This window comes from Caballeronia sp. J97, from assembly GCF_905220305.1.
GTDB lineage: Bacteria > Pseudomonadota > Gammaproteobacteria > Burkholderiales > Burkholderiaceae > Caballeronia.
The window spans coordinates 1-14,367 of the sequence record NZ_CAJMZL010000022.1 but is presented as its reverse complement, the minus strand read 5'-3'; the positions used below and the strand labels follow the sequence as shown (position 1 = coordinate 14,367).

8 protein-coding genes are annotated in these 14,367 nt (G+C 63.4%); 5 read left to right on the top strand and 3 right to left on the bottom strand.

Features of this window, described 5'->3' with window-relative positions:
- Nucleotides 1-16: 16 nt before the first annotated feature.
- Complete coding sequence (recN, locus tag U4Y90_RS24330) at nucleotides 17-1,669, top strand: DNA repair protein RecN (RefSeq protein ID WP_321798369.1); 1,653 nt, start codon at nucleotides 17-19, stop codon at nucleotides 1,667-1,669.
- A gap of 3 nt (nucleotides 1,670-1,672) precedes the next feature.
- Here the strand turns inward: recN and glnE are convergent, their stop codons facing one another.
- Nucleotides 1,673-4,471: a bifunctional [glutamate--ammonia ligase]-adenylyl-L-tyrosine phosphorylase/[glutamate--ammonia-ligase] adenylyltransferase gene (gene glnE, locus U4Y90_RS24325; protein ID WP_321798368.1), complete on the bottom strand. Its 2,799-nt coding sequence runs from the start codon at nucleotides 4,469-4,471 to the stop codon at nucleotides 1,673-1,675.
- A gap of 183 nt (nucleotides 4,472-4,654) precedes the next feature.
- On the opposite strand from glnE, the gene U4Y90_RS24320 reads away from it, so the two are divergent.
- From U4Y90_RS24320 to aroG, 4 genes are all read left to right on the top strand, one after another.
- The gene (locus tag U4Y90_RS24320; RefSeq protein ID WP_321798366.1) at nucleotides 4,655-8,965 is read left to right on the top strand and encodes a YhdP family protein; all 4,311 of its coding nucleotides are present in this window, start codon (nucleotides 4,655-4,657) and stop codon (nucleotides 8,963-8,965) included.
- A 55-nt stretch (nucleotides 8,966-9,020) separates the two neighbouring features.
- Entirely contained in the window at nucleotides 9,021-9,851 is an 831-nt protein-coding gene (locus U4Y90_RS24315; protein WP_321798365.1) for a carbon-nitrogen hydrolase family protein, read from the top strand.
- A gap of 127 nt (nucleotides 9,852-9,978) precedes the next feature.
- Nucleotides 9,979-11,445, top strand: coding sequence for a metalloprotease TldD (tldD, locus tag U4Y90_RS24310; RefSeq protein WP_321798364.1), 1,467 nt, complete (start codon nucleotides 9,979-9,981; stop codon nucleotides 11,443-11,445).
- 343 nt (nucleotides 11,446-11,788) lie between these two features.
- A complete protein-coding gene (gene aroG / locus U4Y90_RS24305; protein WP_321798363.1) occupies nucleotides 11,789-12,862 on the top strand; it encodes a 3-deoxy-7-phosphoheptulonate synthase AroG in 1,074 nt (357 codons plus the stop codon).
- Nucleotides 12,863-13,051: 189 nt separating this feature from the next.
- Here aroG and U4Y90_RS24300 read toward each other — a convergent pair whose 3' ends face one another.
- A complete protein-coding gene (locus tag U4Y90_RS24300) occupies nucleotides 13,052-13,600 on the bottom strand; it encodes a hypothetical protein (protein WP_321798362.1) in 549 nt (182 codons plus the stop codon).
- Nucleotides 13,601-13,692: 92 nt separating this feature from the next.
- A complete protein-coding gene (locus tag U4Y90_RS24295) occupies nucleotides 13,693-14,253 on the bottom strand; it encodes a cob(I)yrinic acid a,c-diamide adenosyltransferase (RefSeq protein WP_321798499.1) in 561 nt (186 codons plus the stop codon).
- Nucleotides 14,254-14,367: the final 114 nt, after the last annotated feature.

Genomic DNA, 14,367 nt, shown 5'->3' with positions numbered 1-14,367 from the left:
CCTTCCCGAAGCGTCCATGCTCCGTCATCTTTCCATTCGAGATTTCGTCATCGTCGCCACGCTGGATATCGATTTCGATCCAGGCTTCACGGTCTTTTCGGGTGAAACCGGCGCGGGCAAGTCGATCCTGATCGACGCCCTCGCGCTCACGCTCGGCGCCCGCGGCGACGCGAGCGTCGTGCGCACCGGCCAGGCGCGCGCGGACATCACCGCCGAGTTTTCGACGCATCCGCTCGTCGTGCAGTGGCTCGAGGAACACGCGCTCACGCAGGACGCCGACTCGGTCATGCTGCGCCGGGTGATCGATTCGGGCGGCCGTTCGCGCGCTTTCATCAACGGCACGCCGGCGACGCTCGCGCAGCTTCGCGAGGTGGGCGAAATGCTCGTCGACATTCACGGCCAGCACGCGCATCAGTTGCTGATGCGCCCGGACGCGCAACGCGAGCTCTTCGACACGCACGCCCAGTTGCTCGACACAGCCGGCGCGGTGAATCGCGCGTGGCGCGTGATGCGCGAAGCCCAGCAGGCGGTCGAGACCGCGCAGAGCCGCGACCGCGAGCTGCAACTGGAGCGCGAGCGTCTCGCGTGGCAACTGAGCGAATTCGACAAGCTCGCGCCGCAGCCGGGCGAATGGGAAGAAGTGAGCGCGGAGCATCATCGGCTGTCGCATTCGGCGAGTCTCATCGATGGCGTGCAGGGCGCGCTCGGCGCGCTGTCCGAATCCGACGAAGCGATGATCTCGCAGCTCGGCGCGATCATCTCGAAGGTGCGCGGCCTCGCCGATATCGATCCCGCCTTGAACGACGTGCTCGCGTCGCTCGAACCGGCCGAGATCCAGTTGCAGGAAGCGTCATACTCGCTGTCGCATTATGCGCAGCGGCTGGAACTCGATCCTGAGCGGCTCGCGCAGGTCGAACGGCGCATGGATCAACTGCATTCGACCGCGCGCAAGTTCCGCCTTCAGCCCGAAACGCTGCCCGACGAACACGACGCGCGCCGCCGCCAGCTTGCCGAACTCGACGCCGCCGCCGATCTCGACGCGCTCAACGCCGCCGCCGAGAAAGCGAAGAGCGAATATCTCGCGCAGGCCAAAGTGCTGTCGAAGGCGCGCGCGAAGGCCGCGAAGAATCTGTCGAAGGCCGTCACCGAAGGCATGCAGGAACTGTCGATGGCGGGCGGCAGCTTCGATGTCGCGCTCGTGCCGCTCGCGGAAGGCGGCGCGAACGGGCTGGAGCAGATCGAATTCCGCGTCGCGGGCCATGCGGGCGTCGCGCTGCGGCCGCTCGCGAAAGTCGCGTCGGGCGGCGAACTGGCGCGGATCAGCCTCGCGCTCGCCGTGATCGCGAGCACCGCGAGTCCGACGCCCACGCTCATCTTCGACGAAGTGGACACGGGCATCGGCGGCGGCGTCGCGGAAGTGGTCGGGCGGCTGTTGCATCAACTCGGGCGCGACCGGCAGGTGCTGTGCGTCACGCACTTGCCGCAAGTGGCCGCGCGCGGCGATCAGCACTTCCAGGTCGCGAAATCGTCCGACGATGCCGGCGGCACCGTGAGCACCGTGACGCCGCTCGACAAGAGCAGGCGCGTCGAGGAAGTCGCGCGCATGCTCGGCGGCCTCGAAATCACCGCGACCACCCGCAAGCACGCGAAGGAAATGCTCGCCGCCTGAACGTCAGTGCGCCGACGCCACCGCGAACACGCGCTCCCACAACGCCGTCACCGCGTCGCGTTCGTCCTGAACCGCGGCCGGATCGACGCGCGCCTTTTCCATGCCGTCGAGCCGCAGCGTGTGCTGGAGCTTCCGGTAATGCCGATACGCCGCGCCGATCACATCGGCTTCTGCTTCGGCGATCAATCCGCTCGTCGCGGCGATCTTCAGGAGCGTGATATTCCCCGCGTTGCGCAAAAACGCGCGATGCTCGCGCGCGTGCAGCAACACCCAGTACTGCACGATGAACTCGATATCGACCATGCCGCCGCGATCGTGCTTCAGGTCGAACAGTTCGCTGCGATTCGGATGCCCGTCGGCGACACGCTGGCGCATCGAGACGATCTCGCGCGCGAGCGCGGCGGCATCGCGTTCCATGACCAGCACGTCGGCGCGAATCTGCTCGAACTCGGCGCCGATTTCGGCATCGCCCGCGCTGTAGCGTGCGCGCGATAGCGCCTGGTGCTCCCAGACCCACGCGGTGTTCGCGGCGTCGCCCTCGCGGATCTGATAGCGGCGAAACGACGCGAGGTCGGTCACGAGCAGGCCGGATTCGCCGTTGGGCCGCAGGCGCAAGTCGACGTCGAACAGCGTGCCCGCGCCCGTCGCCGACGTGAGCCAGGTGATGAGGCGGCGCGTGAACATCGCGTAGATGTCGGAGGCCGCGTCGTCGGGATCGTCGTAGAGAAAGATGAGATCGAGGTCGGACGCGTAGCCGAGCTCCTTGCCGCCGAGCTTCCCGTACGCGATGACCGAGAAGCGCGGCGTCTCGCGATGCCGCTTCGGGAACTGCTTCCACACGGTCTGCACCGTGACGTCGAGCACGGCGTCGGCGAGTTCGGACAGACGGTCGCTCACGTGCTCGACGCTCAGATGGCCGGCGAGATCGATCAGCAAAATGCGAAACACTTCGGCCTGATGCGCGTGGCGCAGCAGATCCATCTGATGTTCGGCGTCCTCGGCGGCGTCGAGCCGGGCGCTCAGCGAGCGCTTGAACGCGGTCCAGTCGAACGGGCTGGCGATGGCCTCGTCGTCGAGCAGTTCATCGAGCAATTGAGGATGGCGGATCAGATACCCCGCCGCCCAGCGCGATCCGGACAGCACCGACAACACGCGCGCGAGCGCCGCCGGATATTCGGTCAGGAGCGCGAGATACGCGCCGCGCTTGGCCGTGGCTTCGAGCAGATCGAACACGCGCGTGATGGTGTCGACGCGGCGCGACGCATCGATGGACTGAACCGCTTCGAGCGCCCGCTGCGCGACGATATCGAAGCGCTCGCGGCTCTGCGACGGCAAGCCGGCATAGCGCGCCGAATTCCACACGCCCGTCAGACGCGACAGCACCGGCGCGGGGTCCGCGAAGCCGAGTTCCGTGAGGCGCGCGGCGAGTTCTTCCTGGGCGGAATCGTCGGCGAGCGCGTCGCTCCAGATCCACGACGCCGCCGAATCCTCCGCGACGCCGCAGCCGCCCTGCCCGCTCACCTTGTCGGCGAAGATCGCGTCGAACTGCTGCTCGACGAGCTCGCGATGCGCGTCGAGCTTTTCCATCAGCGCGGCATAGTTCGCGAAGCCGAGCGAGGTCGCGAGCAACGCGCGCTCGTCGTCGGCGACGGGCATCGCATGCGTCTGCGCATCGTTGCGGTATTGCAGGCGATGCTCGACCGTGCGCAAAAAGAGATACGCGTCGGAAAGCGCCTCGCAGATGTTCGGCGCGAGCAGGCCGTGCGACGCGGCGCGTTCGAGAACCGCGAGCGTCGGACGAATGCGGAAATCCGCTGCCTGACCGCCGCGAATCAACTGAAATACCTGCGCGCTGAACTCGATCTCGCGGATGCCCCCGCGCCCGAGCTTGATGTCGTCGGCCTTGTCGGGGCGCATCGACGCGCGCCGCCGCGCTTCTTGCCGAATCTGCTGATGCAGCGAGCGAATCGCGGCGATCACGCCGTAGTCGAGATAGCGCCGGTAAATGAACGGCGTCGCGATGGCTTCGAGCTGCTTCGCGAGACGCTTCGCGGAGTCGCTGTGCGTCTCCGAGACGAGCCGCCCCTTGATCCACGCATAGCGTTCCCATTCGCGGCCCTGCACGTAGAAATACTCTTCGAGCATGCCGAGACTGCACACGAGCGGGCCGGAATCGCCATTGGGACGCAGCCGCATGTCGACGCGAAACACGTAGCCGTCCTGCGTGATTTCCGCGAGCGCGCCGATCAGCCGCTTGCCGAGCCGTGTGAAGAATTCCTGCGTCGGAAGCGGCGCGCGCGTGCCGCCCGACGTTTCGCCGTCTTCCTCGTAGACGAAGATCAGATCGATGTCCGACGATGCATTCAGCTCGCGCCCGCCCAGCTTGCCCATGCCGACGACGCCGAGCGTGAGCCGCTCGCCGTCCGAACCGCGCGGCTCGCCGAAGAGCGTCTCGAGATCCGCCGACAGCACCGCGAGCGCGCGCTGCACGGTGACTTCGGCGAGGTCGGTCATCGCGCCGGTGACTTCGGCGACATCCGCGGCGCCCGCGAGATCGCGCTCCATCACCGTGCAGAAGACCTCGGCGCGCAAACGCCGCAGCGCGGTCTTGAGCGCGGCTTCGTCGAGCATGCCGTTTTCGCTGCATGGCGCGCAGTGCGCGTCGAGCCGCGCTTCGATCCATGCGCGCGTGATGCGTGAGCGCGCCCACTGCGCGACGCTGGACACCAGTTCGGGACGCGCGGAGTACGCGCGCGCCGCATAGTTGGAATATTCGGAACTGAGAAGAGTGGCGTCGGTCATGAATGGTTGGGTTCGCTCATTGCTTCCGGACAGGCATCGCGGTGCGAGCATCGCGCCACAAGTCTTGCCGGGCGCGGCTTCGCGAGCATCCACGAGTGCGCAGGCAGCGGCCGTCCACGCGGTGCCCGTGTTACATTTCAGCGTCAAACACGCAAAACTACCATATCGCCGATCAGCAGCAGCATGTCCGACAGCAGACGATCCGTCGACCCGACCGAAGTTGGACAAGCCAAGCCCAGCGGCAACGCCGAGCGCGTGCTTTCGCGCGTCTGCAAAATCGCGCTCGTCATCGCGGCGATCACGTACTTCGTCGTGGCGGGCGTGTATGTCGGTCTGCGCTACATCGTCATGCCGCAGGTCGATTCGTTCCGGCCGCGCATCGAGCAACTCGTCTCATCGCAGATTCACGCGCAGTTGCGCATCGGCAGGATTTCCGCGCGATGGTCCGGGCTCTCGCCGACATTCGATATCGACAACCTGAGCATCGACGCCGCCGATGGCGCGCCGGGTCTCGCGGTGCCGCACGCGAGCGCGAGCATCGCGTGGGCGTCGCTGCTGCATCTGCGGCCCAAGCTCGCGGATCTGACCGTCGACGGACCCGACGTCATCATCGCGCGCAATGCCGACGGCGCGGTTTCCGTCGCGGGCGTGCCGATTCCCACGCATCGCACCGGCTCGAACGCCTTCACGACCTGGCTGCTCGGCCAGGATCACATCCTTCTGCGCGACGGCACGCTGCGCTGGCGCGATGCGCAACGCGCCGCCCCCGAGATCGCGTTCAAGCGGCTGCATCTCGCGATCGTCAACGACGGTACGCGCCATCGGCTCGCGCTCAAGGCGCCCGCCGACGGCGACGTGCTGCACGGCCCGCTCGATTTCCGCGCGGACTTCCGCCATCAGCCTTTCACCGCGATGGGCGCGCCCGCGAACTGGACCGGACGCCTCTATCTGTCGACCGGCCCGGTCGATCTGCCAACCCTCGCGCGCTACGTGAAGCTGCCGTTCCAGATGTACGACGGGCGCATCAACAACCAGATCTGGCTGAACTTCGCGCGCGGCCAGTTGCAGAACGCGACCGGCGAGGTGATCGGCGCGAACGTCGCGTTGCGCGTGCGTGCGACGCAGCCGCGTCTCGATCTGCCGATCGCGCGCTTCGGCTGGAGCGTCGAAAAGAACGACACGGAATACACGCTCGATCTGCGCGACCTGCACGCGGAGCTCGGGCAGCCGCCGCTCGACGACGGCACGCCGGTCGCGCGCCTGCTCGTGTCGCGCTCGCTGAACGTCATGTATCGCCAGCCGAGCGTCGGCAAGGGGCAAATCATGCGGCTCACGGGCGATTCGGCCGATATCGGCATCCTCGCGGAATTCGCGCGCGCGCTGCCGGTGCCGGCAAAAGTGCTCAACGAACTCGTGCGCTTCAATCCGCGCGGCCAGGTTTCGAACTACACGCTCTACTCCGAACGCGCCGCGCCGAAGACCGAGGAAGAAGCGCTCGAACAGCGCAAGAAAGGCGACGCGCCGCTCGTGCACTACACGTTGAAGGGCAATCTCGAAGGCCTGAGCATTCAGGCGCAGGAGCCGCCGCCCGGGCTCACGATCAACAATCATCCGCGCGCGGGCATTCCGGGCGTCGAGAATCTGTGGGGCAACGTCGACGCGAACGAGAAGGAAGGCAGGATCACGATCGACACGAAGAATGTGGCCGTCACCATTCCCGGCGCGTTCGACGATCCGCGTCTCACCTTCGATTCGCTGAAGGGCAACGCGCGCTGGAATGTCGCCGATGCCATCGCGCCGGGCGAGTTGCGGCGCGCGTTCACGATCCATCTCGAAACCTTGCGCGTGAAGAACGCGGATGCCGAAGGCGAAGTCACCGCCGACTACTGGAACCAGGGCCACGGGCGCGGCAATCTCGATCTGAAGGCGAAGGTCGCGCATCTGAAAGTGACGAGCCTCGTGCGCTACCTGCCGACGAGCCTGAACGAGCGCGTGCGCGTCTATCTCGGCCATGCGCTGCAGGCGGGCGTCGCGAAGAACGGGACGATCGAAGTGCACGGCGATCTCACGCGCTTCCCGTACGCGAAGTTTCCCGACGCGGGCGTCTTCCGCATCAACGCGCCGTTCAGCGGCGGCAAGTTCGATCCGACGCCGTTTCCGCCGCGCAAGATGGCCAACGGCATGCCGAATTTCTGGCCGGCGTTCGAGGGCATCGACGGCACATTCACGCTCGCGCAAAACAAGCTCGGCTTCGATATCGATCGGGGGCATTACCGCGGCGTGAAGGTCTCGAAGGTCGTCGGGCGCATCGACGATACGGGCAATCGCGAGACGAAGCTGTGGATCGACGGCCGCGCGCGCGGGCCGCTCGCCGACATGCTGCAATATGTCGACGACAGCTCGCTCGGCCTGATGGCGAAGCACGCGACGCGCAAGATCGACGCGAAGGGCGACGCCGAACTCGCGCTGACGCTCGGCATTCCGCGCTATCGGCCGCCCGCGCCGCAGCCGCCGATCAAGCCCGAGTACAAAGGCTCGGTCACGTTCGTCGATAACGAAGTCACGTACGGCAATCTGCCGCCGCTCACGCATCTTCGCGGCCGCGCCGGCTTCGCCGCCAAGACGGTCACGCTCGACGGCCTGACCGCGCAACTGCTCGGCGGCGACGTGCGCGCCAAGGGCGGCGTGCAACCGGACGGCAGCTATGCGATCGACGTGAACGGACGCATCGGCGCGGACGCCGCCACGCGGCTGAACAAGCGGCTCACGCCGCAGGTCGCCGCGTTCATGAAGCGCATCGACGGCGCCGCGCCTTACGAGCTGCACGTGCGCGGCGTGAGGAACGCGCTGCCGAACGTGCAGGCGAGCTCGGATCTGACCGGACTCGGCATCGATCTGCCCGCGCCGCTAGGCAAGCCGCGCGGCACGCCGATGCCCCTCTCCTTCACGTTCCAGCCCGCGACGGGCGGCGCGTCGGATTTGCATGACGCGCGGCTGAGCGTCGGGCCGCTGGCCGCGCATTACGTGTTTCAGCAGATCGGCCGGGCGCAGGTCAAGATCGATCCGCAGAACCCCGCCGAGCCGATGAACATGCGCGCACGCCTGAACGTCGTGCGCGGCGCGATCGGCGTGAACAAGCCGGCGGATCTGCCGGCCGACGGCGTGAGCGTGGCCGCCGATCTGAACGAACTCGATGCCGATGCATGGCGCAAGACCTTCGCCGACATCAGCGCCTCGGCGCCCGAGTCGCCGGCTGTGGCGACCGCGCCGCCCGCGCCGATGAGCGAGAACGTCAGGCAATTCATTCCGACGCGCGCCGCCATCCACTTCACGACGCTCAAACTGCTCGACCGGCGCTGGGAGAACGTCGTGATCGACGCGAGCGGAAGCGAAACCGACCGCAAGTGGCAGGCGAACATCGCGTCGGATCAGGTGACGGGCAATGTCGCGTGGACGCGCGGTGCGACGAAGGAAAGCCCCGGCGCGTTGCAGGCGCGCTTCGACAAGGTCGTGATCCCGGAGAAAATGCAGGGCGATCTCGCCGGCAAGATGATCCGCAAGCCGCCGCGCAACATGCCGACGATCGATCTCATCGTGAACGAGCTCGTGTTCCGCGGTCACAGCCTCGGCCGGCTCGAAGTCGACGCGCACAACGAAGTAGTCGCCGACGAGCCGATCTGGACGCTCGACAAGCTCGAGCTCGCGAACCCGGACGCCACCTTCACCGCGAACGCGATGTGGCGCACGCTGCCGGGCGGCGTCATGAAGGCCGCGCAGCCGGACACGATGCCGGCCGACACCGACGATCGCATCTCGCGCCGCACGTCGCTCGATTTCAAGCTCGATGTGAAGAACGGCGGCCAGTTGATCGATCGCTTCGGCGCGCCGCACGTCGTGCAGTCGGGCAGCGGCACGGTGTCGGGTCACGCGGCCTGGAACGGCGATCCGGCGACCTTCGACGTGAACACGCTCGACGGCAACGTCGCCGTCGATCTGCGTCACGGGCAGATCCTGCGTGCGCCGGGCGCGGCGAAGTGGCTCGGCATCTTCAGCCTGCGCAGTCTCGCGAACCTGCTGACGCTGCATTTCGACGATGTCGTCGGCAAGGGGCTGCCGTTCGAGAAGATCACGGGCAATGCGAAGATCAACGACGGCATCAGCCGCACGGACGATTTCCTGATGGTCACGTCGCCCGCGCGCGTGCAGATGCGCGGCATCGTCGACATGCCGAAAGAGACGCAGGACCTGCACGTGAAGGTGATCCCGACGGTCGGCGCGGGCGCGGTCGCGCTCGGCGCGGCGGTGATCAATCCGCTGCTCGGCCTGGGCGCGCTCGCCGCGGACCTCGCGCTGTCGGCATCGATTCAGAAAGCCTTCGCGCTCGACTATTCGATCACCGGCTCGTGGAGCAAACCCGTCATCCAGCGGCTCAATGGCGATCAGGGTAAGATCGAAACACCCGCCGCCGCCGTGGCTCCGGCCGCCGCCCGCTGAAATCGGGCGTCCGGCGACGCCGTTTTTGTCCCTTTTTTAACCAGCGCACAGAGACATGAGCGAAAGATCGAGCGAAGGCGCGGCGCCGTTTCAGGTCGCCGCGCTGCAGATGGTCAGCACGCCGGACCGCGACCGCAATCTGGCCGACGCCGGCCGCCTCATCGCCGAGGCGGCGCGGCGCGGCGCGCAACTGGTGCTGCTGCCCGAATATTTTTGCTACATGGGCTTCAAGGACACCGACAAGCTCGCGATCCGCGAAACGCCCGGCGATGGTCCCATCCAGCAGTTTCTGGCCGATGCGGCGCGCGAGCATCGCGTCTGGATCATCGGCGGGACGCTGCCGTTGCAGTCGCCGGAACCGAACCGCGTGCTGAACACGACGCTCGTCTTCGATCCCTCCGGCAAGCAGGTCGCGCGCTACGACAAGATTCATCTGTTCAATTTCGAGAAGGGCGAAGAATCGTTCGACGAAGCGCGCACCATCTGCCCGGGAAGCGAAGTGCGGACATTCGAGGCGCCGTTCGGACGTGTCGGGCTATCGGTGTGTTATGACCTGCGCTTTCCGGAGTTGTACCGGCAGCTTGGCGATTGCGCGCTGATGGTCGTGCCGTCCGCGTTCACCCATACCACCGGCCGTGCGCACTGGGAGACGCTGCTCAAGGCGCGCGCCGTCGAGAACCAGTGTTATGTGCTGGCCGCGGCGCAAGGCGGCAATCACGAGAACGGACGACGCACATGGGGTCACAGCATGCTGATCGACCCTTGGGGCGAAATCGTCGACGTGAAGGATGAAGGGCCGGGCGTCGTGCTCGGCGGCATCGATCTGCAGCGGATCGCCGCCGTGCGACAGAGCTTGCCGGCTTACCGGCATCGCGTAATCGGATGAAGCGCGCGCGAACTTGAAGACGCAGGTTTTTCCCCGCACATGACCCGACTGAATCAGACCGTAGAATAGACTGCAATTCGTCTGCGAATATCACTGAACTCGTCACAGAACACGCAATAGGCACCGCATGAACATCATCGAACCCGGCATTCGTAACCTGGTCACGGCGAAGGACGTTTTGCTCACGCCCTACGGCCTCGACGAAGGGCTGATCACCCGCACGCTCGCGGAAATCTTCACGCATCGCGTCGATTACGCGGATCTCTATTTTCAGTCCACGCGCAGCGAAGCGTGGAGCCTCGAGGAAGGCATCGTCAAATCGGGCAGCTTCAGCATCGATCAGGGCGTCGGCGTGCGCGCCGTGTCCGGCGAGCGCACGGCGTTCGCGTATTCGGACGACCTGTCGCCCGAATCCATCCGCCAGGCCGCGATCGCGACGCGCGCGATCGCCAAGGCAGGCGGCGGCAAGCACAAGGTCAAGCCGGCGAGCACGCTCACGGGCGTATCGGGCCGCGATCTGTATCTGGCCGCCGACCCGCTGCATTCGCTCGATGCCACGGCCAAGGTCAAATTGCTGGAACGCGTCGAGCAGATGGCGCGGGCCAAAGATCCGCGCATCACGCAAGTGATGGCAGGCATGGCCGGCGAATACGATGTCGTGCTCGTCGCGCGCAGCGATGGCGCGCTCGCGGCGGATGTGCGCCCGCTCGTGCGCGTATCGGTGACGGTGATCGCCGAGCAGAACGGCCGGCGCGAGATCGGCACGGGCGGCGGCGGCGGCCGTTTCGATTACGGCTATTTCACCGACGCGATCCTGCAGAAGTATGTCGACGATGCGGTGCACGCCGCGCTCGTGAATCTCGAAGCGCGCCCTGCCCCGGCGGGCGCGATGACCGTCGTGCTCGGGCCGGGCTGGCCGGGCGTGCTGCTGCACGAAGCGGTCGGACACGGGCTCGAGGGCGATTTCAACCGCAAGGGATCGTCGGCGTTCGCGGGACTTATCGGCGAGCAGGTCGCGGCGAAGGGCGTCACGGTGGTCGATGACGGCACGCTGCCGAACCGGCGCGGCTCGCTCAACATCGACGACGAAGGCAATCCGACGCAGTGCACGACGCTCATCGAAGACGGCATCCTGAAGGGCTACATCCAGGATTCGCTGAACGCACGGCTGATGAAGATGCCGGTGACGGGCAACGCGCGCCGCGAATCGTACGCCGCGCTGCCGATGCCGCGCATGACCAACACGTACATGCTCAACGGCGACAAGGATCCGCGGGAAATTCTCGCGTCCGTGAAGAACGGCTTGTATGCGGTGAACTTTGGCGGCGGTCAGGTCGATATCACCAACGGCAAGTTCGTGTTCTCGGCGTCCGAGGCGTACATGATCGAGAACGGCAAGATCACGTATCCGGTGAAGGGCGCGACGCTGATCGGCAGCGGGCCGGAATCGCTCAAGTACGTGACGATGATCGGCAACGATATGTCGCTCGATAGCGGCGTCGGCGTGTGCGGCAAGGAAGGCCAGAGCGTGCCGGTGGGCGTCGGTCAGCCGACGTTGCGCATCGAGAAGATGACGGTCGGCGGAACGGTTTGATTGTCATGCGGATTTTCCGCATCGCTTGGGCTCGGATCTAGCGTCTTTGTCCCTTGCGATGCGGATTGTCCGCGTTTTTGCCGGTGCAGGCTTGTCAGCGCTGCACGTTTGAGGTTATAAAAGCAGTCACAACTTTTTTCGACCGACGTTCGATTCCTTTCCGATCCATCATGTCCGCCAAGTTTTATTTTTATTTCTTTTGGCATCTCAGGCCGCTGGCGGATCGAGAGGGGTAAGTCGTACACAGGTTGAACAAACCGAATTCCCGAGAAAACCGCCAGCGAGTCTGGCGGTTTTTTTTCGTCTCTTAGTTTGATTGGAACGCAGCCGTTGGAGAACCGACATGCCCCCGCACAATACCGATGACGTTCGTATCCGTGAATTGAAAGAACTCACCCCGCCCGCGCACCTGATCCGCGAATTCCCTTGCGCCGAGCCGGTTTCGGAGCTGATCTACAACGCGCGGCAGTCGATGCATCGCATTCTTCATGGAATGGATGACCGGTTGATCGTGATCATCGGGCCGTGTTCGATTCATGATCCGAAGGCCGCTATGGAGTACGCAGGGAGATTGATCGAGCAGCGCAAGCGGTTTGCTGGCGAGCTCGAGATCGTAATGCGGGTTTACTTCGAGAAGCCGCGTACCACGGTCGGCTGGAAGGGGCTCATCAACGATCCGTATATGGACAACAGCTTCAAGATCAACGATGGGTTGCGCGCGGCTCGTGAACTGCTCATGAACATCAATGAAATGGGGCTGCCTGCTGGTACGGAATACCTCGATATGATCAGCCCGCAGTACATCGCCGATCTCATTTCGTGGGGGGCCATCGGGGCTAGAACGACCGAATCGCAGGTGCATCGAGAGTTGGCTTCGGGGTTGTCTTGCCCTGTCGGATTCAAGAATGGCACCGATGGCAATGTGAAAATTGCCGTCGATGCGATCAAGGCTGCGTCGCAGCCGCATCATTTCCTGTCGGTTACGAAGGGCGGGCACTCGGCAATTGTTTCGACCGCTGGTAATGAGGATTGCCACATCATTCTGCGCGGCGGGAAAGCGCCGAATTACGATGCCGCGAGTGTCGATGCGGCTTGTTCTGATATCGGGAAGGCTGGGTTAGCTGCGCGGTTGATGATCGATGCGAGCCATGCTAATAGCTCGAAGAAGCATGAGAATCAGATTCCTGTTTGTGAAGACATCGGACGTCAACTCGCTTCCGGCGATGAACGGATCGTTGGGGTGATGGTGGAATCGCATCTTGTTGCGGGGAGGCAGGATTTGCGCGAGGGATGCGAACTCACTTACGGGCAGAGTGTTACCGATGCTTGTATTGGGTGGGATGAGAGTGTGAAGGTGCTGGAAGGGCTGGCGGAGGCGGTTAAGCAGCGCAGAGTTGTGCGGGGTGGGGGAAACTGAACAATCGCCGGGCGTTCAAGCGAACCCGCTCATGCGCCCGGCAAAATCGAAGCAATATTGCCACGACGTTTGACACACTTCGCAAGGATAAATCATCGAGAGATTATTCTGCTGGATTTCCCGAATGATGGCTTAGTCGTAAAAAAGGATGACAGCCTCATGAAAGGGTAAATTTCTATAATGCCATTGTTAAAAACACGGCTTCGATTTCGCGGTAGACGATGACAATTCATCGAGTTCGTCCAATGCTCTTTTTGACGCAGCCAACTCTGCTGTTGACGGGGTGTACTCCTCCCACTGCCCGTCTTTTTTGCGCCGCATGAATCGCTGTTTCGGATAATCTTTACCTACTAATCTGAACGCCTCAAGAATCTGTTCGATACTAATGAAATACACTCTCTTCGTTCGATCTCTGTCGGAGCTCACGTAAACACCGGCTAGTGCACGATCTTCCGAGAAAACATGAATGAATATAAAACTATGTATAAATTGATTGCAAACAAATATGATATCTCGCTCTTCCTCGTGAACGACCTCTAAGTCGAACAACTCTTCGATTCGATGCCAATTGAAATAATCAACGAAGCCCACGCAAGGAGACCACGACAACCTGAATTTTATCTTTCGCGTTTGCGGGGAAAGCTTGAACGTGTCCAGAAGCTTTCTAATCGAATAAAAACCTAAAAAAATCTCTCGTTCTGCTTTAACCAGGGCATATTCTTCGTTGGATTTATTCACGCGCATGCGCTGAAGTTTGTTTGCCGACCGAAGCAACGACTGCTTCCAATAATACGATTCGTGAATCATATATAAAGACCCTGCCTGCAACACTAATCAGAACGCCCGGTACGACTCCACAACAAATCTACTCCACCGTCCATTCGGTTCATTATTCGCGCCAACACAAACATCAAATCCGACAATCGATTCACATACCTCCGCGGCGCCTCATTAACTCCGGCGCTTTCAACCCGCCCCAACGCCACAATCGCCCTTTCCGCCCTCCGACAAACCGTCCTTGCTACGTGAGCGAGAGCCGCAGCCCTAGACCCCCCCGGCAAAATAAACTCCTTCAACGGCGGCAACGTCGCGTTGTACTCCGCAAGCCACGCGTCGAGTTGCGCTAAATGCGATTCGGCAATCATCGAATGCCCCGGAATCGATAACTCCCCGCCCAGATCGAACAAATCGTTCTGAATCTGCGTCAACGCGTCCCGCACATCGCTCGGCATCGCCTCACACAAAAGCACGCCGATACACGAATTCAACTCATCGATATCCCCGATCGCGACGATCCGTGCATCGTCCTTCGATACGCGGCTTCCATCGCCCAATCCGGTCGTGCCGTCATCGCCGGTACGCGTGGCGATCTTGCTCAAGCGGTGACCCATCATCGACTCCCTGATAAGCAGACAAAGCAAACAAAGCAAACAAAGCAGACAAAGCAGACAAAGCAGACAAAGCAGACAAAGCAGACAAAGCAGACAAAGCAGACAAAGCAGACA